Origin of the sequence: Vreelandella alkaliphila, from assembly GCF_016107625.1 — a bacterium.
In the GTDB taxonomy this organism is placed as follows: domain Bacteria; phylum Pseudomonadota; class Gammaproteobacteria; order Pseudomonadales; family Halomonadaceae; genus Vreelandella; species Vreelandella alkaliphila.
The window spans coordinates 236,911-260,957 of record NZ_JABASV010000001.1; the positions used below are offsets into that span (position 1 = coordinate 236,911).

General features: G+C 50.8%; 21 protein-coding genes. 18 read left to right on the forward strand and 3 right to left on the reverse strand.

The genetic code is table 11. The features are described 5' to 3' along the window. The first annotated feature begins 45 nt into the window (after positions 1-45). Positions 46-1,707, forward strand: a complete 1,662-nt coding sequence (locus tag JFC11_RS01085) for a peptidoglycan DD-metalloendopeptidase family protein (protein ID WP_198348507.1) — start codon at positions 46-48, stop codon at positions 1,705-1,707. A gap of 136 nt (positions 1,708-1,843) precedes the next feature. On the opposite strand, the gene JFC11_RS01090 is transcribed toward JFC11_RS01085, so the two are convergent. Further along, complete coding sequence (locus JFC11_RS01090; protein ID WP_198348508.1) at positions 1,844-3,484, reverse strand: L,D-transpeptidase family protein; 1,641 nt, start codon at positions 3,482-3,484, stop codon at positions 1,844-1,846. 127 nt (positions 3,485-3,611) lie between these two features. On the opposite strand from JFC11_RS01090, the gene JFC11_RS01095 reads away from it, so the two are divergent. The 8 genes from JFC11_RS01095 (at position 3,612) to JFC11_RS01130 (ending at position 12,277) form a co-directional block, all read left to right on the forward strand. Then, the gene (locus JFC11_RS01095; RefSeq protein ID WP_038482042.1) at positions 3,612-4,337 is read left to right on the forward strand and encodes a murein L,D-transpeptidase catalytic domain family protein; all 726 of its coding nucleotides are present in this window, start codon (positions 3,612-3,614) and stop codon (positions 4,335-4,337) included. A gap of 254 nt (positions 4,338-4,591) precedes the next feature. Beyond that, a complete protein-coding gene (locus JFC11_RS01100; protein WP_198348509.1) occupies positions 4,592-5,689 on the forward strand; it encodes a CZB domain-containing protein in 1,098 nt (365 codons plus the stop codon). Positions 5,690-5,793: 104 nt separating this feature from the next. Beyond that, a complete protein-coding gene (locus JFC11_RS01105) occupies positions 5,794-6,813 on the forward strand; it encodes a patatin-like phospholipase family protein (RefSeq protein ID WP_038482035.1) in 1,020 nt (339 codons plus the stop codon). Positions 6,814-7,114: 301 nt separating this feature from the next. Continuing rightward, positions 7,115-8,467 carry a NarK family nitrate/nitrite MFS transporter gene (locus JFC11_RS01110; protein WP_198348510.1) on the forward strand — a complete coding sequence of 451 codons (1,353 nt, stop codon included), beginning with the start codon at positions 7,115-7,117 and terminating at the stop codon, positions 8,465-8,467. A gap of 115 nt (positions 8,468-8,582) precedes the next feature. Beyond that, positions 8,583-9,869: a nitrate regulatory protein gene (locus JFC11_RS01115; RefSeq protein ID WP_198348511.1), complete on the forward strand. Its 1,287-nt coding sequence runs from the start codon at positions 8,583-8,585 to the stop codon at positions 9,867-9,869. A 77-nt stretch (positions 9,870-9,946) separates the two neighbouring features. Beyond that, entirely contained in the window at positions 9,947-10,633 is a 687-nt protein-coding gene (locus tag JFC11_RS01120) for an SDR family oxidoreductase (RefSeq protein WP_038482024.1), read from the forward strand. Positions 10,634-10,766: 133 nt separating this feature from the next. Beyond that, on the forward strand, positions 10,767-11,759 hold the full coding sequence (locus JFC11_RS01125) for an LLM class flavin-dependent oxidoreductase (RefSeq protein WP_198348512.1): 993 nt from the start codon (positions 10,767-10,769) through the stop codon (positions 11,757-11,759). Between the two features lie 23 nt (positions 11,760-11,782). Further along, entirely contained in the window at positions 11,783-12,277 is a 495-nt protein-coding gene (locus tag JFC11_RS01130) for a GNAT family N-acetyltransferase (RefSeq protein WP_038482017.1), read from the forward strand. 54 nt (positions 12,278-12,331) lie between these two features. On the opposite strand, the gene JFC11_RS01135 is transcribed toward JFC11_RS01130, so the two are convergent. After that, on the reverse strand, positions 12,332-12,880 hold the full coding sequence (locus JFC11_RS01135; protein WP_193068127.1) for a DUF1415 domain-containing protein: 549 nt from the start codon (positions 12,878-12,880) through the stop codon (positions 12,332-12,334). Positions 12,881-12,977: 97 nt separating this feature from the next. Beyond that, on the reverse strand, positions 12,978-13,646 hold the full coding sequence (locus tag JFC11_RS01140) for a GntR family transcriptional regulator (protein ID WP_193084762.1): 669 nt from the start codon (positions 13,644-13,646) through the stop codon (positions 12,978-12,980). A gap of 190 nt (positions 13,647-13,836) precedes the next feature. Between JFC11_RS01140 and JFC11_RS01145 the strand changes: the two genes are divergently transcribed. The 9 genes from JFC11_RS01145 to JFC11_RS01185 all read left to right on the forward strand — a co-directional run bounded on the left by JFC11_RS01145 (position 13,837) and on the right by JFC11_RS01185 (position 24,046). Then, positions 13,837-14,394: a chromate transporter gene (locus tag JFC11_RS01145; protein WP_198348513.1), complete on the forward strand. Its 558-nt coding sequence runs from the start codon at positions 13,837-13,839 to the stop codon at positions 14,392-14,394. Continuing rightward, entirely contained in the window at positions 14,391-14,921 is a 531-nt protein-coding gene (locus tag JFC11_RS01150; protein WP_095602539.1) for a chromate transporter, read from the forward strand. Before JFC11_RS01145 ends, JFC11_RS01150 begins: the two co-directional genes overlap by 4 nt. A gap of 20 nt (positions 14,922-14,941) precedes the next feature. After that, positions 14,942-16,549 (forward strand): gamma-glutamyltransferase family protein, encoded by a 1,608-nt coding sequence (locus JFC11_RS01155; RefSeq protein ID WP_198348514.1) that lies wholly within the window; start codon positions 14,942-14,944, stop codon positions 16,547-16,549. A 170-nt stretch (positions 16,550-16,719) separates the two neighbouring features. Next, on the forward strand, positions 16,720-18,570 hold the full coding sequence (locus JFC11_RS01160; RefSeq protein ID WP_198348515.1) for an ABC transporter ATP-binding protein: 1,851 nt from the start codon (positions 16,720-16,722) through the stop codon (positions 18,568-18,570). Positions 18,571-18,891: 321 nt separating this feature from the next. After that, positions 18,892-20,046, forward strand: coding sequence for a two-component system response regulator (locus JFC11_RS01165; RefSeq protein ID WP_198348516.1), 1,155 nt, complete (start codon positions 18,892-18,894; stop codon positions 20,044-20,046). A gap of 312 nt (positions 20,047-20,358) precedes the next feature. Further along, a complete protein-coding gene (locus tag JFC11_RS01170; protein ID WP_198348517.1) occupies positions 20,359-21,177 on the forward strand; it encodes a CsgG/HfaB family protein in 819 nt (272 codons plus the stop codon). A gap of 12 nt (positions 21,178-21,189) precedes the next feature. After that, positions 21,190-21,912, forward strand: a complete 723-nt coding sequence (locus JFC11_RS01175) for a hypothetical protein (RefSeq protein ID WP_198348518.1) — start codon at positions 21,190-21,192, stop codon at positions 21,910-21,912. A gap of 56 nt (positions 21,913-21,968) precedes the next feature. Next, positions 21,969-22,475, forward strand: a complete 507-nt coding sequence (locus JFC11_RS01180) for a hypothetical protein (RefSeq protein ID WP_198348519.1) — start codon at positions 21,969-21,971, stop codon at positions 22,473-22,475. A 35-nt stretch (positions 22,476-22,510) separates the two neighbouring features. Continuing rightward, the gene (locus JFC11_RS01185; RefSeq protein ID WP_198348520.1) at positions 22,511-24,046 is read left to right on the forward strand and encodes a sigma-54-dependent transcriptional regulator; all 1,536 of its coding nucleotides are present in this window, start codon (positions 22,511-22,513) and stop codon (positions 24,044-24,046) included. The last annotated feature ends 1 nt before the right edge of the window (position 24,047 follow it).

Genomic DNA, 24,047 nt, shown 5'->3' on the forward strand with positions numbered 1-24,047 from the left:
CTTTCATGTTACTCATTTACCACGAACTCGGCGGCCCATTTACCCATGTTGCGAATTCTTCATTCGCTGCCCCGCACACATAAATTGTTACTGTTACCCGTGGCTACAATGGTCACTGTGCTGGGCACACAAAAGTTAATTACGACCTACCACGACTTAAATCAATCTCATACGCCACTGGAAAGCGTGCTTGTACCGCTTCCCAGCGACTCTGCTCCTGGGGTTCCTTCATTGCGTCAAGAACGCACTCCCGTTGCTGAAGCCATTGATCGCGCTTCTCGCGCTATTGATGCCACGCGAGATAATATTCCGCTGAACGACCTCGCAGCTACAGAAATTGTCGATCTAGATGTCATCACTAGCGCCGAAGCCTCGATGACTAGCGTTACAACGCAACCTCACATTAATGCCCAGCTGGATGACGGCGCGCTTCACATGGCCGTGGTATTAGGGACCCTCTCAAGCGGTATGCTCGATGTTGATAACACCGCTTCCGTCGAAATTGCCGATGCCACTTCATATGAAGATTATGGCAATGAGCTGTTTGGTGATATTTCGTTTCTCGAGCTGGAACTTGCTGCGGACGAGCCCTACGTCCCTAAGTGGAAAACACATATTGTCGAATCGGGTGAGACCTTCGCGTTGCTGGCACAGAACAAGCTAGGCCTGGGCTACAGCGAAGTAATGGCGTTGCTAGAAGACCTACCGGATCCACGCATGCTTACTCATTGGCGTGCTGGCCACAGTTTCGATTACCAGTTAGATGAAAATGGTCGTTTACTGTCGTTGCGTATGATGAAAAACACCCGCGACGGTATCTTGCTAGAGCGTGATGAAGAGCACTTTGCCGCAACCGTTATTGAGCGCCAGGGTGAAGCGGTACAGCGTCTTTACGCGGGTAGCGTAAGCGGTAGTTTTGCACGCTCAGCCCAGGCAACGGGGCTAAGTAGCAGCGCCGTTACTGAACTCACTCACCTACTTGAGCAAAAACTCGATTTTCGACGCGACAGCCGTCGTGGAGATCGCTTTCAAGTGCTAGTTGAGTCAGACATGATTGATGGAGAAGCGTTTGACTCTCGCGTACTTGCTGTTAAGTACGATGGCGAACGCATGGATTTAACGCTTCTTCGCAATGCTACTGATAGCAATTTCTATACGCCCGAAGGGAGTAGCTTAGACCCTGCTTTCTCGCGCTATCCGTTTGAAGGCAATTACCGTCTAAGTTCCAATTTTAATCCGCGCCGCAAACACCCAGTGACTGGCCGGATAAGCCCGCATAATGGAACCGATTTTGCGATGCCTATTGGCACACCTGTCGTTGCTCCAGCCAATGGTCGCGTGGAAAAAGTGGGCAACCATCATGCCGCAGGGCGTTACATTGTCGTTCGTCATGATAATGGCTATCAAACCCGTTATCTTCACCTTTCTCGTCCGCTGGTCACCGAAGGTGCGCGTATTGAAATGGGTGAGCGCATTGCGCTTTCAGGCAATACAGGGCGGAGTACGGGACCTCATCTGCACTATGAAGTCATCGTCAACAACTCGCCTGTCAACGCGATGAACGTAGAGCTGCCTGAAAATACCAGCCTAAGCGGCGACACGTTGATTGCTTTCCAGCGCCAAGCTGAGCCCATGATGGCAGCATTGGATAGCGGAGAGACAGGTACTATCAGCGTTGCAAACTACGAGCGCCAAGAGGAGCAGTAACTTTCTTACTCTCTTTACATTGAACAATAACGCCGCCATTCAGGGCGGCGTTATTGCTTTGAAGCAAGTCTACGTTTACAAACCTTGCTTATAAACCATTCTTATAGAAAACCTAGCAATCAATCCGCCCTTCACGTTATACCGCTCGTGACAATGCAGCCAACAGGTCAGCGTCACGACGGTAAATATCATCACGAAATTCTACTTCCCCTTGAGCATTTGGCCAGGCCGTCAAATAGTGCAGCGCGACGGGAATACGCTGTGGCAGATTAACATTACGATCACTTCCGCTACTGTTAAGCAACGAAGATAGTTGGTGACGACTGCCACTATCTTGAAGCAGTAACTGCGCAAATTCCGTTACGCCTTCAACGCGCACACAACCAGAGCTGAGCGCTCGCTGATCGCGCTGAAACAACCCTCTGGCGGGTGTATCGTGAAGATAGATCATTTCGCTATTGGGAAAACGTACCACCACGCGGCCTAGCGGATTACCGCCACCTGATACTTGGCGCAACATCACTGCACCTGGCCGTTGCCAGTCAATAGCATCAGCGTTTAACCGCTCGCCGGAGGGACTTAACACTTGGATATTTCGCCGGGCTAAATAGCCTGGATCTCGTCTAACCTGAGGTAAGACGTCCTCGCGCATAATGGTCGGTGGAATCGTCCATGACGGGTTGATGGTTAAGTGGCTAATCGCCGAATGAATAATAGGCGTTTCGCGCCGCGGTGTGCCGACTACCACTCTGGCATCCCAGTGCTCACCATTGGGCCGAGTGTAGTGCAATCGATATCCCGCAATGTCAACCCACACTCGCGGTTCATTGGTTTGAGTGGGCTTGATCCAACGCGCCCGCTCTAAGTTGACACGCAGTTGATCGATACGCGAAGTGACCGGTGTGTTCAATGCAAGCCGCGTGCGCTGCCCCACAACACCATCTTCTTGCAACTGATGACGACGTTGAAATTGCTTAACTGCCCTTTCTAACTCAGTATCATAGGTGCGCTGGTTGCTAACCGCAGATTGAACCTCAATCATTGGGTAGGCATTGCTATCCGCCGCCAGCAAGTTGGTTTCTCCCCAATAGGCCAAGCGCTGTCGCAATACCAGCACATCCTCATTAGTATCACCTGGGCGTAATGCCTCATCTCGACCGGCCAGGTAGGGAACATTGCCTTTTTCAGCCAGCGTACGGTATTGACGTAGCGCATCACGTAGCTGAGCGTACTCCGTTGATGAGGGCCTCACATAGTCAAGCGCGCCCTGAATATCGTCATTTTCCACCGCATGGGCAATGCGCAGCAAAGAGTAGCGGCGCTCAGGCCTAGGGATATCCCATTTCGGCTCGACCTCGTTTGGATTCACCTTGCCCCGCGAAAGGTGCTCAAGTGCGAGTAAAAGTGCTGTCGTGGCCTGAATATCAAAATCAGCTTGCGCCAATGCCCCTGCTTGCTGGCTAACTTGGAATGCGTTTAGCAGGCTGCCCGCGTCGTAATCACTAGGAGCCAAACCATCATCTTCAAGACTATTTAACGCCTGCACCAGTGCTTCAACCCGGTTGATATCTTGCCAGACGGGCCGTTGGTTTAGCTGCTGGTAAAAGTCCTCAACAGGCAGTAACGCACTGGATTGAGTATCCAAACGCTGAGCTAACGCCTGCTCAAGAGCACCTGTATCAGCTTGCGCGCTGGTAACTAACTGAGGCGCTTGGATCAGCGTCAGACATAGAGCCACCCCTATCGCCCATCGTCTAATTAACGTTGTCTCGTTCATCGCTCCTCCTTGCGTTACTATTCATCGTCGCTATTTATCATTGCGATTCATCATTATTACGCTACATCTATTTATCATAGCCGTTTACATGTCTCCTTCATCGATATCTATTGCAGGATTGCACTCTATGCCTTTTTACCTACGTGCTTCTACCGCCATTTTTTCGCTTCCACTGTTGTTATTGAGCCTTCCCTTACAAGCCGCTAGCTTTTTCTCACAGGTCTCTTCTACAGCGCCTCCCGGCGTTTCGCCCTTGCATCATCAACTGCTCCAACTAGCCCCATCAGCAACGCCAGAGGCGCTGCGACTCGCCGCTCAATCACTTAGCTGTGCTGACCCAACCGCTGAACGCTTAGCCGTCATTGATTACTCGCTTCCGTCTACCGAGCCACGGCTTTGGGTCTTCGACCTACATCGACATAAGCTGCTATTTGAAGAGCTGGTTTCTCATGGGCAAGGTTCTGGCGATGCGTTGGCAGAGGTCTTCTCCAATACCCCCGAGAGCCACCAGTCCAGCATCGGGCTCTTTCGCACAATGAATAGTTATTATGGTCGTAATGGCTATTCATTGCGCCTGGATGGCTTAGAACCAGAGGTTAATGACCTCGCGTTTGAGCGAGCGATTGTGATCCATGGCGCTGACTATGTTAGCGACGACTTTATTACCCAGACCGGCAGGCTCGGACGTAGCCACGGCTGTCCTGCCGTACGCGAAGACATCACGTATCCTCTTATCGACAGTTTGAAAGAGAACCAGTATGTCTTCGCCTACTACCCCGATGAAGAGTGGTTAGCAACGTCGCAGTTTCTGCGCTGCCCAAACGACAATGCTCCCCACTTAGCCCAACGCTGATAATTTTCCCATCAAAATTGGTGAGCGGCGAAGCTGCCCACTTTGTGAGACCAGCCTTAAGGCTGGTCTTTAAAATTCGCCTTTGAGACTAATCTTTGAGACTGACCCGGATACATTAAGAAACATAGTCCTCAAAAACGCAATAGACTGGTTTTCATCATTAATACCAGGTAACTCCGGCACGCACGGCAACCACCTGCAATACTTTGTGACAAAACATCACAAAGCTATTTACTATTTTGCAGGTACTGGCCATGTTTGCTTTTATGCATCCGTATCAAACTATCCATCGCCTAGAGCAAGAAGTGGCAGCGTTGAATGCCCAATTAGAGGCTGAAAAAAAGCGCCACCGCTGTCGCGCGATCAGCTTGATGACGCCAGTTGAGTCGCTCAGCATGCTTCAGGCCAGGGGCGCGGACATGCTTTGCTCATTGAGCAAAGGCGTAGAAGTGCACGCTCAGCACCTTGCTGCCGAGCAATCGACACTTACTGACACCTTCAGCCGACTCCATAAAGCCGAGCAAAGCGCACAAACGTTGCAGCAACACCGCCAACGCTGCCAGCAAACAGACGCTTATTTATCGTCCCCTTTAGTGACTGAGCAAGCCTTCCACGATATACGTCAGTTGAGTGTCGAATTAGGGCACAGCGCAGGCCATACACAAGCGTTAGCCATTACTGCGGCCTTGGAAGTCGCTCACTTTCATGAACAACCGGCAGGCATGCCAGCAATAGTCCAGGACCTGCAAGAGTTATCAAAACACTCTCGGCAATTAGCGCATCAGCTGGCACAGTGGATCGAGCGCACCGCATTGCAAGTAAATGAAGATGCAAAGATCCGTGATTATCAGCAGCAGGAAATAAAGGCCCTAACCAACGCCGCCCAAGCAGCAGAACATGTTATTGAGCAGTTGATAGACCAGTCACGCCATATGTATAAGGTCATACACCACAGTACAACCACGGCTTATTTGCACGCCGCCAAACTCGAGCATGCGGTATGGAAAAGCCGCCTTTATAGGCAACTACTCTCTGCTCATCTGGAAGAGAGTTTAGAAGATCACCAGCACTGCACGCTTGGGCATTGGTACTTTATGGGGGACGGTCATCGCTATAAGTATACGGAGGCTTACAAAGCGCTGGCGGCACCGCATAAGCGTTTTCATGAAAGCGGTTTAGAAGCACTTAAGTTTGCCCGCCAAGGTGATCATAATGGCCAGCTTGCGGCACTGGCTATGATGGAAGAAGCCAGCAGCCAGCTAGCGCTCCAGCTTGATAAACTGATGGAGCATGCTGTTTATGAGGTTCCCCTTTCAAATGGGCGCCCTTCACCATTAGCAGATTCACCTTGATGACGTGCTGTACGCCTGCCTAGCAGACGTACACATATCACACTCTTTTATGCCATGCTGGGTGCGTTACCGCGCTTTTAATCACTCACTCAGCAGGGAAAGCAATGTCGCAGATCAAAAAGCTAGATCTCGCTTTACAGGGCGGTGGAGCCCACGGTGCTTATACATGGGGTGTCATCGACCGCTTACTTGAAGATGACCGTATCGAAATAGAGGGCATCAGTGGCACAAGCGCTGGCGCAATGAATGGTGTGGTCATGGCAGACGCCCTCACCCGCGGTAACAAAGATACGGCTCGCCAAGCGTTACACCAGTTTTGGAAAGCGGTTAGTCGAGCGGGTATGGCGAGCCCAATTCGCCGCTCGCCACTAGATGTACTTACCGGAAACTGGTCCCTCGATCACTCACCGGGTTATGTGGCTATGGACCTTTTAAGCCGCTTGGTATCCCCCTACCAACTGAACCCTCTGAATATTAATCCATTGCGTGACATTGTCGCCGAACATATTGATTTCGAACGTGTAAGACGTTGTGAGCAGCTTAAGCTATTTGTGACGGCCACTAACGTTCGTACTGGAAAACAGCGCGTCTTTCGCCGCGAAGAGATGAGTGTAGATGCAGTCATGGCCTCTGCTTGCCTGCCATTTGTATTTCAAGCGGTTGAGATAGAGGGCGAAGCGTACTGGGATGGCGGTTATATGGGTAACCCAGCGCTGTTCCCTTTAATGGAGGAGTGCAGCGCACGCGACATTCTGTTGGTGCAGATTAACCCCATCATCAGAGAAGAAGTCCCCACGTCTGCCTCAGCCATAATGAATCGACTAAATGAAATTACCTTTAATTCAGCCCTGATTAAAGAAATACGCATGATTGCGCTGCTTAAGCGCACACTGGATGAACAGGGAATCGAAAACTGCTATCAGCAAGCGCTCTTCCACCGTATCAGTGGCGAACAGGCGCTAGAGGATCTCTCGGTATCCAGCAAAATGAACTCAGAATGGGCGTTTCTATGCCATCTGTTCGAGCAAGGGCGCGATGCCGCCGAACGCTGGCTAGAAACTCACTTTGAAGCGATAGGTGAACGTTCAACACTGGATATTGACGCTGTTTATTTGCACGAATAACCAGCACTCAGGTGTCGCACGTCTTCACCGCAGATGCGCCACCTTGGTGCATTACCAGCCTACTGAAACTCTCCACCTATTAAACAAACACACATAAGAAACTGATTTTAAAATTAAAATAATCTTATGGCGAACTAATTGCTTCACTCTTACTGAATGATGGTAGGCGTGGACCAGGCCCAACGGGTACGAGTGCGTCGAACCTGCTCTTCAATGGCGAAGGCATGTTCTCGTTAACAACATAGCGCCTTTCCAAGCGCCATGTTTTGACCCACTCGTATCGTGCTCTGTGAGGCCATCCATGGACATTCGCAATAAAGCTAACCGCATTCGGCTATTAAACTTCTCTACCCCTCAAATGCGTGCGTTCCACTTCTCCTGGTTCGCGTTCCATATCTGTTTTTTTGGTTGGTTTGGCATCGCTCCACTGATGGCAGTGGTCCGTGAAGATTTATCACTCACCCAAACGCAGATCGGCAATACCATTATTGCCTCCGTTGCTATTACCGTTATTGTCCGCCTGCTCATTGGCGTGCTGTGCGATAAAATTGGGCCTCGTAAAACCTATACCGGTTTGTTGATGCTCGGCGCTGTGCCCGTTATGTGCATAGGTTTTGCCAATAGCTTTGAGACCTTCTTACTCGCTCGGCTGGCCATCGGAGCCATCGGCGCATCCTTTGTGATCACCCAATATCACACCACGATGATGTTTGCGCCGAATGTCGTTGGCACCGCCAATGCGACCAGTGCTGGCTGGGGGAACTTGGGCGGCGGTACGACGCAAATCCTGATGCCGCTGATCTTCTCAGGTCTACTAATGCTTGGCGTTAGTGAAACGCTAGGGTGGCGCTTAGCAATGGTGGTGCCTGGCGTCGTACTGTTTTTTACTGGGATTGGCTATTGGCTGTTTACCCAAGACGCTCCCGATGGCAACTTTAGCGACCTGCGCGCCCGCGGTGAGCTACCTGAAGCCACAGGTGAAAATAGCGCAGTACAAAGCTTTCTGACCGCAGCAAAAGATATTCGCGTATGGGCGCTGTTTATTGTTTACGGGCTCTGCTTTGGCGTCGAACTAACCATCAATAATATTGCCGCTATCTACTTCTTCGACAAGTTTGACCTGACCCTGGCAACCGCTGGTTTAATCGCTGGCTTATTTGGCCTAATGAATATTTTTGCCCGTACCCTTGGCGGCGTTTTTTCAGACCTGTTCGCCAAACAAGGCGGTTTAAAAGGGCGAGTTCGCTGGCTGTTTATCGCCTTGGTATGTGAAGGAATAGCACTCATTGCCTTCTCACAAATGCATGTCTTAAGCCTCGCAATTGGCATCATGCTGGTCTTTAGCCTGTTTGTTCAAATGGCCGAAGGAGCAACATTTGGCGTGGTGCCCTTTATCAATAAAAAAGCACTGGGGGCTGTTACCGGTATTGTGGGGGCGGGTGGAAACGTCAGTGCCGTATCCGCCGCCTTTCTGTTCCGTAGTGAAAGTCTTGGTTATCAACAAGGGCTTTTTTACCTTGGCATTACCGTATTAGTGCTCGCTTCCTGTGTACTGGTAGTACGCTTCAGCGATGCCACAGAAGCCGAAGAAGCCACCGCCTACCGTGATGCGGTTGGCGGCGACACGAGCGCAGGCGCACTCTCGCTGCGTTAGTATTCACTTACCCCTCTGTACGCTTTATCCGCGACGATTTTTTACGACACGTTTTCGCGACACTTATCGCAACAGAGGGGATTTCATCTCAGGCGGGGAGTAAAAGGAAATCACTATGTCTTCAGCCCAACAGCTACTCTTAACCGCCCTTCGATGCGATATCGATAGCCTGCACCACTTAGCCACTACCTCAGAGATCGTTGGCGACATTAGCGGTTTTATCCATGCGCTCCAACGTGAACGAGGTGCCTCGACGATTTACCTTGTCTCGAAAGGTAAACGGTTTGCTACTCGGCGAAAGGAATTTGTACAGCATAGCCAAGAAGCCGAGACCGTTATGCGCCAGCGACTAGAAGCACTTGCCGAAGAAGCACGGCCGCAGGCAGCGGCACGCTTACTCAGGCGGATCGCTGCGGTGTGGCTTGCCCTGGATGACCTAAACACGTTGCGGCAAGCCATTCTTTCGTTTGCGATCTCTCCTGATGCGGCAACCCAGGCCTTTAACCACTTAATTAGTGGGCTTCTCGCCATTGTGTTTGAAGCAGCAGATACTTCAGTAGACCCGGATATCACTCGCGCACTGGTGGCTATCTTCCACCTTATGCAAGGCAAAGAGCTCGCTGGGCAAGAACGTGCCTGTGGTGCCTTTGGCTTTACCCATGGGCATTTCGACGACGCTCATCGCGAATTGATTCACCAATTAGTACGCGATCAGCAGCGCTGCTTCGACACCTTTGAAGAGTTTGCCTCACCTGAAGCTAAGCTTGTTTGGCAGCAGACTCTCTCGCCGCGAACACTCGCGGGGATTCAGCAGCTTCGTAACATTGCTTACCAACGTGCCTGCCAACACTCTCATCAAGAAGACCGCGTAGACAAAACGCTTAGTGAAACATGGTACGACCTAACCACATTACGCATTGATAGCATCAAAGCCGTTGAGGACACCCTAAACCGCCAATTAACGGCGCTATGTCATCAAAAAATCGCTCAGGTGCATTCGACGTTAGAGCAGGCTAAAACACCTCCTAACCAGCCAACTCTTGCTCCCTGTGAGCAGCTTCTTGCCTTAAGCGATACACAACCATTAGGAGAGCTGACAGCTAGCGCTTTAACCTCTCCATTAGGACGTTCACTGATTGAGCTTGCCCATGCCCAGTCGAGCCACCTTCAAGGTCTTAGCGATGAGCTGGAAAATACCCGTAAAGCCCTGCGTGAACGTAAGCTCATCGAGCGCGCCAAAGGCCTTATCATGGCCCACCTGGAGATGACCGAAGAAGAGGCTTATCGTTTTTTACGTAAAACCTCGATGGATCACAGTAAAAGCATGGCCGATATGGCGCAGTCGATACTCGACCTTTCATCTATGCTCAAACGCAAAGACGAAAACACGCACACAAGCTGAAACAGCTCATTTGCAACACGGTGGGCAATTAGCCATTCTTATATCTCCCCTTTCTGAATGAGCTAGGAGCACACGCTATGCAGCACCGTGTCCTAATGATTACAGGCGCCTCAAGCGGAATTGGTGCCGCCACCGCGCGAGCAGCCTCACGTGAAGGTTATAAGCTGATACTTGCCGCCCGCTCTACCGACAAACTTACTGCACTATCCCAGGAGCTTGGCCCAGAAAACGTGCTGACATGTGCGTTGGATGTCACCGACATGGCGCAACAGCAAGCAATGGTCGATCAAGCGATTGAAACATTTGGGCGTATTGATGCAGTCTTTGCAAATGCTGGGCGCGGTGGTTCTCCCGGCGGTTTTAGCGGTGCAGATCACGACGCTTGGCGTGAGATGATCCTGACCAATATTTACGGTGTAGGGCTAACGCTTCAGGCATGCCTTCCCGCGCTAAAGCGGAGCAAAGGGCATGTACTATTAACCGGCTCAGCTGCTGGACGAACTACGATTCCAGGCTCGATGTATAGCGCCACAAAATGGGCAGTGACCGGTATAGGCTATAACTTGCGTGAAGAGCTACGCGGAACGGGCATGCGCGTTACCTTGATTGAACCGGGCATGGTGGATACCCCTTTCTTTGATAAGCCACCAGAACATGCGCTTGAAGATCGCGATATTGCCAACGCCGTGATTTATGCACTTTCTCAACCATCACATGTCGATGTGAACGAGATTTTAATTCGGCCAACGCCACCCACTGATTAATCGACGCTGCGAACGGACAACAATGGCACCTTGCATTTCTTCTTACCTGCCCACATAACACTGGAATACCTAGCGTGCTAATAAATCACGCCGTAAATTTAGCCGCCCATACGCTTTTTAATGCAGGTGCCCCATGAGCCAACTCGCCAATACCGCCCTTTCCGTGCTCGATCTAGCACCGATTCGTCAAGGTGGTAGCGCTGAAGAAACATTTCGCAACAGCGTGTCCCTAGCGCAACGGACAGAACAGCTCGGCTATACGCGTTATTGGCTGGCTGAACATCACAACATTGCAGGCATCGCCAGCGCAGCAACTGCCGTATTAATTGGTCATGTTGCTGGGCAAACCTCCACTATACGCGTGGGCAGCGGTGGCATCATGCTACCTAACCATCCGCCCCTGGTGATTGCCGAGCAGTTCGGCACCTTAGAAACACTTTACCCAGGCCGGATTGATTTAGGACTGGGCCGTGCGCCCGGCTCAGATGGCGCCACTATGCAGGCGATGCGCCGCAATGCTCAGGCGGGCGTCGATGACTTTCCACAGCTGCTTAATGAGCTACAAAGCTACTTAGCGGATGCGGATCCACAGCAGCGCGTGAAAGCCGTCCCTGGACAAGGTACCCACGTACCTATCTGGCTACTCGGCTCTAGCGGCTATAGTGCGCAATTAGCCGCAAAACTCGGGCTACCCTTTGCATTTGCGGCCCAGTTTGCGCCGGGATACTTATTTGAAGCATTGCGGCTTTATCGTGATAACTTCCGGCCGTCGGAGCACTTAGACAAACCCCATGCCATGGTAGGGTTACCCGTTATCGCTGCTGAAAATGATACCATGGCGCATTACTTAGCAACGACCTCCCAACAGAAATTTCTTAGCCTTATCCGAGGCAAGCCGACCCAGTCGCTGCCCCCGGTTGAACAGATGGACTGGACCCCGATGGAGCGCTCCCAAGTAAGCCAGTTCCTAGGTGCCGCCATCATTGGTGGGCCCGATACGGTCAAAGCTGAGCTAGAGGCCTTTCAGGCGCGTACTGGCGCTGACGAGTTAATGATCAATAGCGACTTTTATGATCATGCCGACCGCTTGCGTAGCTATGAAATTGTGGCAGATGTCGCTCGATAACCCATTAACTAAACGCTAAAACCATGACCACACTTAGCTTTACACCCATGACGCAAGAGGACTTCACGGTCTTCTGGCCTACTTTTCAGTCCATCGTTAGCGCTCAAGAAACGTACGCTATCGATCCTGATATTACCTTTGCAGCAGCTTATGCATTGTGGTGTCAGCAGCCCAAAGCGTCATTTGCGGTAAAAGATAGCCAAGGCGAGTTACTGGGCACTTACTATCTAAAAGCCAATGCAGCAGGCCCTGGCCAACACATTTGTAACTGCGGCTATATGGTAACGCCTGCTGCTAGGGGGAAAGGTGTCGCCCGCCAGATGTGCGAACACTCGCAGCATGTAGCGCGTCAGCATGGCTTTGAAGCGATGCAATTTAATGCCGTGGTGGCCACAAACCAAGTGGCCGTCGCCCTGTGGCAACGGCTGGGGTTCGCAATTGTCGGCACGATTCCTAACGCCTACCGGCACGCATCCCAGGGGTTAGTCGATAGCTATGTAATGTATAAAGCGCTTTAGTGGCCACTTGATAAAATGGCACGCTTTACTGGTAGGGCGTCATAGGTCACCGGGTTACTTAAGGCAGCGTTGTAGAAGCTCTTCAGCAGCGGCGCTGCCCAACTCGGTTAAATGGGCAATATTTCGCTCTGGGATTTGTTCCGTATCACCGTAAAAAGCAATCGCTTTTTCGACACTGGCCTCGCGCAATAGATGAACCATCGCGTAGGGCGAGCGGTTAGTGTAATTCGCTGCGTCTTCAGGCTCAGCATCGGCAAAACAGTAATCAGGATGGAAGGTTGCTAGCTGATAAACACCTTCATACCCCAGGTCTACCAGCAGGCTTTCGGCCAGTTCGACATAATCCAGGTAGTGATCGAAGCTTTTAAACAGCGTGGGAAACACCAGCAGCGTGGTTTCCGTTTCCGGATGCTCGTTCAACCACTCTACTTCGGCTATTAATTCCTCCAATGCCACGTCGATTTTTTTCGAGCGCACCACCTCGACCCGAACGTTACCGCCGTCAAGCTCGCGCTTAGCAAACGGGCATATATTGTGCTCCACAATAAAGCTGCGTACCCACGCTAACGTCTGCTCTGCTATCTGATTATCCGCCTCTTGCATCACGCCTACTACCTTACATTAGAGTGGCTACTACCACGGCTAGGACCTGCCCGTGTACCGGTAAGAAATAGTGTACCTGCAAGAATAAGCAAATGCTTCAGGTGTGCGCCTGGTACCGTGCCAACGCTACTTCATAAGACTTATGAATATGATCATCCATTAGGGCCCGAGCCGCTTTTCCATCTCTGTTTAACGCCAGTTCCACCAATTGATGGTGTTGCTCGTCCAACTCTTGGCGAATAGAGGGCATTTTGGGCCCCAAGCGGCGATAGCGATCAAACTGATCGTGCAGCTGCTCTATAAATCGCAGCAACCACACCGACCCACAAGGCGCCACCAGAGTGCGATGGAACTGAGTATGTAGACGTTCCCACTCCTCCCCTTTATCGAGTGATACATCCGCACGTTTTAAACGATGAGCCGCCGCTAAAAGATCGGCTTCCCATACCGCATCGCCGTGGGCAATGGCACGCTCAAACGCCATGCCTTCTAGTTCAGTGCGCAAGCGCGCAATGTCATCCAGCTCCTCCCTCGACAGCTTCGGAACCCTGAAGCCACGTTGGTTTTCTTGGATTAATAAGCCGTACGCCGCCAGTTTATTTAATGCTTCACGCAGCGGGCTTAGCCCTACTTGGTAATGCTCTTTCAGCGCATTAATGGCTAATTTCTCTCCAGCCGCAAAGCGGCCACCGACTAAATCTCTGCGCAACGCATCATAAATAGGACTAGAGGCAGTATCAGCAGGAGGTGGGATGTGCTTGTTCATTCCATGATCCTTTTGCGCATCTTCGCGAACGCGTCTGTTAACGGAGATTCTAGAGCTAGGTGTTGACGTCTCACAATAGCCTAACCTATATTCTATTTTATTCAGAAAAATCGATTTTAAATAAAATAAACGATGAAGAGGCAAAATTGATGCTTTTAATTGAGATGCCGCTGCTAATGGCACTGGGCATATGAAACAGTCGGCACTCTTTTGGGCTTTCTTGCGTGTTGGCATCCTCGGCTTCGGCGGGGGGCCTGCCATGATACCGCTAGTACATGCTGAAGTTGTGACGCGGCACAAGTGGCTAACCGATGAGGAGTTTGCCGATGTACTTGCCATCGGCAACACGCTGCCCGGTCCTATCGCGACCAAGATGCCCGGCTACATCGGCTACCGGGTGGGCGGCGTCAGTGGCTGCATTGCGGCGGTTATTGCCGTGATTGTGCCTATGATTGTGGCAATGATTGTCATGCTCGGTATTTTTAGTCGCTATCGCGACGTTGCCTGGATACGTGGCATGGGGCAGGCAGTTATTCCTGTCGTTATGATCATGATGGGGCAATTAACTTGGGATTTTTTCGACAAATCTCAAGCTGCTCTTGGTTGGCTAGCAAGCGCGCTCATGGCAGTCATTGCAGGTGGATTAATTTATTGGCTGGGTGTCCACCCTGGCTGGGTCATTGGTGCCATCTTGCTAACAGCCATGCTGCGCCCAACGGGTAAAAAACGCGTGGAGGGCTCGGCATGATCTACTGGGAGCTTTTCTTAGCGTTTTTCATTCCTAACATTATTGGCTATGGCGGCGGTCCCGCCATTATTCCTCTCATCGAGGCCGAAGTGGTTAGCCGTTATGGCTGGATGACCTCTCAGGAGTTTGCCGAGACCCTCGCCTTGGGCAACGCCCTCCCCAGCCCTATCGCGACTAAAATGGCGGGCTACATTGGCTATGACATCGCCGGCATTGGCGGCGCATTTGTAGCTGTTTCCGCGACGGTTATTCCTTCTTTACTGCTGATGCTGGGGGCACTGGGGCTACTTTATCGTCATCGTGACTCTCCCCGTGTCAAGCGTATGAGCCAGTGGGTACGCCCGGTAATCGCCATCATGATGGCGTGGTTAACCTTAGGCTTTCTACTCGAAAGCCTTAACACCAGCGGGGCTATCCATACGCTGATTATCGGCATAGCGGCTGCTATCGCCTTGTTGCGCTTCAACATGCACCCCGCCTTTGTGGTTATCAGTGCAGTAATTTACGGCGCTCTTTTTATTAGCTAACAAAAAATGCGAGGACTGGCATGCACACTGATCCACACTATTACCCTTCCGCTTCACGTCGCATGGTTACCTTTGGCAAACGCGGGATGGTCGCGACATCTCAATCGCTTGCTGCGCAGGTAGGTATTGATATTTTACGCAAAGGCGGCAATGCCATTGATGCTGCCATTGCGACAGCAGCTGCTTTAACCGTTGTTGAGCCGACCTCGAACGGCATTGGTAGCGATGCCTTTGCTTTGGTATGGGTAAAAGGTGAGCTACATGGCCTCAATGCTAGCGGCCCTGCTCCCAAGGGTATTTCATGTGATGCCGTCAAGGCCCTGGGCCATGAGAAAATGCCTGCCCATGGGTTAGTGCCGGTCACCGTGCCTGGTGCGCCTGGCGCTTGGGCTGCTCTTTCAGAGCGTTTTGGTAAACTGCCGTTTGAGCAGTTGTTAGCACCAGCAATAGAATTAGCCGAAGAAGGTTTTGCTGTATCTCCAGTAGCGAGTCAACTATGGGAAAGCGCCTTAGAGCGCTATGGTCAATACAAAGCAGCAGAGTTTATCCCCTGGTTTACGCACTTTACTTCCAATGGCCAGGCTCCCAAAGCAGGTGATGTTTGGCGTTCTCCAGATATGGCAAAAACGCTGCGTGAAATTGCCAACAGCCATGCGGATGCGTTTTATCAAGGAAGTCTAGCAGATGCGATGGATGCCTTTTCACGTCAGCATGGCGGCTTCTTACGCAAAGAAGATTTACAAGCGTTCAAGCCAGAATGGGTCAAACCCATCAGCGTCCGGTATCGGGGCCATGATATTTGGGAAATCCCCCCCAACGGCAGTGGGTTAATTGTGCTTCAAGCGCTGGGGATTCTTGAGTCACTAGATGACCAATCGACAGATCCGGTGGAAACCCTTCACCGCCGTATCGAAGCAACAAAACTGGGTTATGTAGATGGCTTACGCTACATCACTGAACGCTGCGCAATGCAACCCAGCGTTGAGCAAATGCTATCGAGTGATTACCTCTCGCAACGCGCAGGTCTTATTGGCCAAGACGCCATTAACCCGGTCCATGGCAACCCGCTAAAAGGCGGCACCGTCTATCTAGCAACAGCAGATGATGACGGTAATATGGTGTCATTTATTCAAAGCAATTTTGAAGGCTTTGGCTCTGGAATGGTCGTGCCTGGCACCGGTATCAGCCTGCAAAACCGGGGTTGGTCATTCTCCCTTGATCCACAACATCCCAACGCGTTAGCCCCCGGCAAACGCACTTACCACACTATTATCCCCGGCTTTATCACCAAAGATAACCAAGCCGTTGGGCCCTTCGGCGTGATGGGTGGCTACATGCAGCCCCAAGGTCATGTGCAGGTAGTAACAGCAATGCTAGAGGATCACCTAAACCCACAGGCAGCACTGGATATGCCACGCTGGAAGTGGACCAACGGCAAAACAATTGAAGTCGAAGCCGATTTCCCCAACCACTTAGCACTTGCCCTAGCCCGCCGCGGGCATCACATCGTAAAAGTCGCCGACTCCATTACTTTTGGCCGGGGTCAAATCATTCTACGCGACCCTGACAGCGGTGTGCTCCAAGGCGGTACCGAGCCGCGCACCGATGGCGCGGTACTGCCTCTTTAAACTTTAGTTCACCCAACGTTCACCACGACCTTTCAATATCCGCTTTGCAATATGGTTTGATCTCCACCTACTGCTGGGCAGTTTACGCACTGCACAGCAGTAGGCTGGCTATCAACGCCAAAGCGTCGCATCATGGCACTCTTTCTTGCTAGGTACTTGCCTGTCCCACTATGCCGCCATTACCGTCCGACACTGCCTCTCCTTCACCGCTGAGCGGTCTCTTTAGTGTGTTCCGCTATAGCCGACGTGCACTTGCACTAGTGTGGGAAACCTCGCGCTGGATGATGCTGGGCTTAGCGTTATGCACCTTAGTCGCTGGGGTTCTACCTGCCGTGGCCGCTTGGGTCGGCCAACTGATTGTGGATGGCGTCGTGGCGGCGATGGAAAGCTATCAGGCGGCGAGTTCGCCCAACCTCTGGGAAACACTAACGCCTGTATTAGGCTTAGTCGCCTTGGAAGGGCTGATTATTGCGTTTATTGCCCTAGCACAACGCGGCCTTTCGGCCCAGCAATCGCTACTGCGTGCGCTGCTGGGCCAGAAAGTTAATGTGATGATTCTAGAGAAAGCGGGCACGCTGTCACTCAGCCAGTTTGAAGATTCAGAATTGTACGACCAGCTCACTCGGGCACGGCGGGAAGCGTCTACGCGCCCGCTCGCGCTGGTGAATAAAACCTTTGGCTTGCTACAAAATGCTATTTCACTGGCTAGCTTTGGGTTTCTACTGGTGCAATTCTCCCCCTGGGCGTTACTCATTTTAGTGGTGGGGGCATTGCCCGTGTTTCTCTCAGAAGCGAAGTTTTCCGGCGATGCCTTTCGGCTATTTCGCTGGCGCTCACCGCAAACCCGTATGCAGATCTATTTAGAAACAGTGCTTGCTCGGGAAGACAGTATTAAAGAGGTAAAGCTCTTCGGCTTAGAAGGTCTGTTTCTCCAGCGTTACCGGGATATCTTTACCAAACTATTTGCCGAAGACCGCCGCCTAACGTTACGTCGGGAAGGCTGGGGATTTATTCTTGGCTTACTGGGCACGCTGACATTTTACGCTGCCTACGCCTGGGTAGTGATTGAAACTGTCGCGGGCGCGCTTACCCTTGGTCAAATGACCATGTATTTGATGGTATTTAAACAAGGCCAAAGCGCCCTTTCAGCAAGTTTGACTGCTATTAGCGGTATGTACGAAGACAACCTCTATCTTTCTAATCTTTACGAATACCTAGAGCAACCCACCGAAGGTGAAGAAGGCCACCTCACCAAAGGTATAGCGCCAGGTGATGGGTTACGCTTCGAACACGTCAGCTTTGCCTACCCCGGTGGCAGCGACGTACTGCACAATATTTCGCTACATTTAGCGCCGGGCAAAAGTATTGCATTAGTCGGGGAAAACGGCTCGGGCAAAACCACGTTGATTAAGCTATTAACGCGGCTCTACCACCCGACCAAAGGACGCATTTTGCTGGACGGTAGTGATCTAAAGCACTGGGATACCCAGGCATTACGGATGCGGGTTGGGGTTATTTTCCAGGATTTTGTGCGTTACCAACTCTCTGTTGGCGAAAACCTTGGGGTTGGCGACACTCAAGCCTTTGATGATCAAGAACGCTGGCAGCAAGCCGCTCACGATGGCATGGCGGATAGCTTTATCGACCGCATGCCACATGGCTACCAAACCCAGCTAGGGCGTTGGTTTAAAAATGGCCAGGAGCTATCGGGCGGTCAGTGGCAGAAAGTAGCGCTTTCACGCGCTTATATGCGTCACAATGCCGATATTTTAGTATTGGATGAGCCTACCGCAGCGATGGATGCCGCAGCAGAAGCCGAAGTATTCGCCCGCTTTCGCGAACATAGCCGCGATAAAATGACGATTTTAATCTCCCACCGTTTTTCGACGGTGCGCAGCGCCGACCAGATCATTGTGATTGACCAAGGGAGTATTATTGAGCGCGGCACCCATGAAGAACTGCTTACGTATAATGGTCGGTATGCTTCGTTATTTCATTTGCAGGCAGAAGGCTATCAGTAGCGATAAGTAGCTTGACCGCAGAAACTGAGCAGCAGCTTCTCCTGCGTTGACGCAGCACACCACGCCTCCCTTGACCTAATGATGAAAAGCGAACTACATATAGCTTCTAAACCACCAAAACATTAGTGCCTCCATACACGCCCAAGCGGGAGTCTTTCTAATAATATTGGCTCATCTGATCACTTTATATGGATACAATCGGCGCTTTCGCTCTCCGCTGGCAACTGAAGGCGTTTTTGCATTGCTCCACTCGGCAATGCGCTAGTACACGCGCAATAAACTCGATAAAAAGCGCCGTGTTCCAACGTGTGAGGCCACATTATGCTACCTAGTGCGTTAGTCGTGGACGATGACGTCGATATTCAACTGCTGGGCAAAATGCTGCTAAGCAGCCATGGGTTTGACGTAGCCACTGTCGGCTGCTTAGGAGAGCTGGCACGTAAGCCTGCCCTGCTTAACACCAACCTGATCATACTTGATTATGATCTGAGAGATTTTACCGGGCTGGACATTCTGGATTATCTTTACGACCTGAAAATTAGCGCGTCTATCTTGCTATTAAGCAGCTGCTCCGGTGAAACGGCTGCCCATGCGATTGCAGAAGGTAAAGCCAAGGGATTAAAAATGCTGGGTTTTTTACCTAAGGCAAAGCTGATGACTGGCCTGAGTGATTTTATCGAGCAAGTTGAGGCTTCTCCGAAAGCGCCCGCTGTTGGTGAGCTAGCCCAAGCCATTAAACAAAAACACATCTGCCTCGCGCTACAACCCAAGGTCACCCTTGCAAACGGCGCAGTAGTGGGCGCAGAAGCCTTAGTACGTTGGGAAGACCCAACCCGAGGAACCATCTATCCTGATAACTTCATTCCCCTCGCCGAGCGAAGCGGCCTCATGATACCGCTGACGTGGTGTGTGTTGGAGTTAGCACTTACACAACTGGCCGCTTGGCACACAAGCGCACTTCCCATAAGCATCGCCATTAACGTGCCAGCTGAGTTCATTAAAGCTGAAAATATGCTGACGATGTTCGATGCGCTTTGTGCCAAGTACCCCATCGATATGACTAAGATCACGCTAGAACTGACGGAATCCGTCGGCGTGGAGTGCTTGGGCTATGCGCGACACGTCTTGGATGAGCTGCGTAAACGAGGCTGCAAGCTAGCGCTTGATGACTTTGGTACAGGTTATTCATCTTTGACTCAGCTATATCGCCTGCCGTTTGATGAGTTAAAAATAGACCGTAGCTTCGTTTCTCTCATGGATAATGAGCCCAGGGCCCACACCATCGTTCTCTCCATTGTGGAGCTTGGCAACCGCCTTGGCATGAGCGTCGTATCCGAAGGTATCGAAAACGACGATCAATACAACACGCTTAAAGACGTATGCTGTCCTGTGGGTCAAGGCTACTTTATATCTCGCCCGCTGTCTCCAAAAGCATTTGATGCCTGGTTAGAAAGCCGAGAAAATATAGAAAATTGACCTAAACACTTACTCTATAGAATAAAAGCAGCGATGACCTCGCTGCTTTTTTCATATCTGCTCGAACCTCTAATAAGAATACACCGAACTCTCCTTAGACCTCACTTATAATGTCGGCATTTATTCGCATAACGCAAAAAAATTGCAGTTTGCAATTCAAAACTTGCAAATTGCAAGAGAGAGTTCAGCGAATCAACTTATTAAAACCAGCCTACACACCAATAAAAACACGCAATCAACTGATAAATATATAAAAATATAAACATGGCATCCCTCCTGCTATTAGTTATACAACAACAGGAGGAACCAGACATGAAGTTTCCAACTCCCCACAAGATCACAGCCGCCATTGCATTAAGTGCTTCTATTAGCGGTTGTGCTTCAATTGGAACTGATCCTATCGCACCGCGCGAAGGCTCTCCAGTGATGTCAAATCACACGCCCTACAGCCGTTGCTTAAGTGCTCTCAGCCAACAGCCAGGTATGAATCTGCCCACTGTTAGTGTTGGACAAATTCTCGATCAAACGGGCCAAGTCAGCTACTCCACTATTACTGATAGCCGCACACTAACGCAAGGCGTATCAGAAATGTTGATTAGTGCACTCTATAAAACGCGCAAAGTTAGGCTGGCGGAACGCCTAGATATTCGCATTCCTCTGGCTGAGCGTCAGTTGCAAGATGCCGGGGCAATGCAAATACCTGCGGCGCCACTGAATGTACAGCCCGCTAACTTTGTCATTCTGGGGGCACTCACAGAACTTAACTATAACATTCTCACCCAAGGTGCCCGTCTTTATGTCGGTTTAGTGGGCGCCGGCACGCGAGAAGCGGTGATTAATGTGGGATTAGATCTTCGGGTCATAGACACCAACACATTCCAAACCGTCTATGTCACTAGTTTACAAAAGCAGATTGTGGGAAACCAAGTAGAGGCCGGTATTTACCGCTTCTTTGACAATCAGCTTGTTGAATTCGATGCCGGGTCGGTGAGGAATGAGCCTCTTCAACTTGGTGTTCGATCCGTCGTGGAAATGGCTGCCTACCAGATCCTGACGGAAGGTCTCGGCCTGCCCATTGCTGACACTGAAGAGTGTCAAGTGGCAGACGGGCATTATCCAGCGGCTTACTAAAAGGATGCCGTCATGAAAACTCTAAATAAAACTGCACTGTCCGTAGCTATCGCCTTTGCTGGCATCACTGCGGTATCAAGCGCTCAAGCTTTTGACTCTGTCACTTGGGTATGGGATGCCACCGTTAACAGCACGGTAGACACATCAGCACTATCTGATGTCAACGTCACACCTGCTGGCTTAACACAAACCGAAAACGATCAGATCGCATATGGCGCGATGACCTCCACTAGCTTAGTCACCGTCGTGGATAACCTGATTATCCCAGTGCTCAGTGGTAACTCCATTGATGACCTTGCATCCGTAGAAAGTGCGGCTACGTCTGTCGGTAATAATGGATCTATCACCTCGGATGTATCCATGCAGACGGATAATAGCCAGCTCTACGCAGGCGTAGGACTAAGCGTTGACCCATTAATTACCACAGCACTCGTACCTGGAGCCATCCTCGCATCGTCATCAGTGCTGGGTGTCACCAATGCCACCGTGGATAGCTCTGCTACTGGCGTAGGTAACAACTTGAGCTTAGATCTCACCACGATCTCTGATCAGGATGCCTTCGCCATCGCCAACAATGAGCAGCTAGCCGTTGCCCTAGTGACTAGCACCTCTACGGTTGACGCAGTGCTGTTCGATGGTATCAGTGGCATGGGCAACAACACTAACCCCGCCGTGTCGTCAACTGCTACCTCGGTCGGCAACAACCTGTCTGTCAATGTGGATGGCAATTTCTGAATATCATAGCAACAGATGGGCGCCCATGCAGCGCATGGGCGCCAAGGAGCAATAAGATGAATGTCCTCACAGTGAATGCACAACAGGCAATCAAATACGTCACCGCTGTAAGCGCAAGCTTACTGCTAGCCATGGCATTGACCAGCCCTGTTGAAGCAAGAGACCGTGACCCGCTGATAGGGCCATATCCCTACGATTTTCCTGAACGAGCGAATACGCAGAGTTCACTACTGTTACAGGAAGCACGCTGGAGACAAGCACGTGAACGAAACAACGCCATGCCTGCTGCCAATAGAGAAAACACAGCGGCTGGCGGTTTAGATCCCGTAGCGAGCGAGTCGTCCGAGGACATCCTTATTGTCAATTCGTCTACCTCCATTGCGGTGGGCAACTGGCAGCAGATTGAAATGACGCTGGGTGATGGCGCTGAAGGATTAATCATGACGGAAAACCACCAGACCAACCAAGCAGAAGCAAACTCTCTGTCAAAAATAAGAAACCTGCTCAATATGCAAGATGACAGCAATGACTTAATACTTTTAGATGAAAGTATTGCTGAATAACGTCATGTTAATTAGCGACACTCCATGCAATACAAATGTTAATAAATGTCTCTTCCCATGCCTGCCCAATAAATGGTGATATGCTGAAATCAGGGTTTGTATTTATCCTGGCAGTTATCGATAGGGGCTCCGGCATGGGCATGTATTCTTCTAAGCAAAAAAATCAACAACCTATTGGACACACACCCAGCGATGGCGCTATAGAAAATCAAGCCAACGCACAATACCTAGTGTTAATTGTAGAGGACGATGAAGATACTGCTTCGCTCTACCATGCGATATTGAAACTTCACTACCACAACGTAAAAGTAGCAAGAAATGGTTGTGAAGCGGTCTCTACGTTGGTGGAGTACCAGGGTCCAGCAGCAGTAATCTTGGATTATCAATTACCCGACATGACCGGAATCGATGTCATGACCACCTGCCGAGATCTTGACCAACCTACTGCGTGTATGGTGATTTCCGCTAACGATCTCTCCGCAGAAAATGCGTCCTGTGGCGAGATCGTTCGTCTTGTCAAACCTCTAGGATGCAAAGCATTACTGGATTGGACTGGAAAATTGATTGAAAAGCTTCAACAGCAATTATCACAATCCAACCTTAACGATGCTTCTCCCGAGACATTGCTGCTGGGCGAAAGCAAGGCGATGCATAGTTTACGCCAGCAAATTCCCTTGTTGGCCCTCTCTCATGCACCGCTCTGGCTTCACGGAGAAAGTGGTACAGGAAAGGAGTTAGTCGCCCGTAGCATCCACTACTGCAGCCCTCGCTCAAATGAACCATTCATTGCCGTTAACTGCGCTGCTTTTCCTGAGTCCCTGATTGAGTCCATGTTGTTTGGGCACATCAAAGGCGCGTTTAGCGGCGCTACACGCGATCAAAAAGGTTTTTTTGAAGCGGCCGATGGCGGAACGCTGTTCCTAGACGAAATAGGCGATATGCCGCTTGTGTTTCAGGCAAAACTGCTACGAACCTTGCAAACAGGCACCATCTTGCCCGTTGGAAGCACCAAGCCAGTGACCGTTGATTGTCGTATTGTCAGTGCCTGTCACCGTGATCTCTCTGCGGCTGTACAGCAAGGCGAGTTTAGAGAAGACCTGTATTACCGACTCAATGTGCTCAGCATTGAGCTTCCTCCATTAAGGGAACGAGGCAACGATGTCGTCCTCATCGCCAACCGTTTGCTCTCTAACATTACCAGTGAAGAACACACGCTGCCCTGTCGGCTTTCAGATAGCGCGGTCAGTTTTTTAACCGACCATGCTTGGCCAGGTAATGTAAGGGAACTGGAAAACACGCTTAGACGGGCGGCAATTCTTCACCAAGGAGTCGATCTGCATAAGCAGCATCTGATTTCTTCAAGCATTTCATACAGCTCAAAAACTGCCCCACCAAAACCCGACATTATGTCTTTTGGCACTATCAACACATCAGGAAAAACATTGAAAGAAATAGAAGAAAGCGTTATTGAAAATACGATTACGGAGCATCAAGGTTGCATCGAGTCGGCAGCTAAATCATTAGGCGTAGCACCTTCTACACTGTATAGAAGGCGTAAAAAGACGGTGTAGT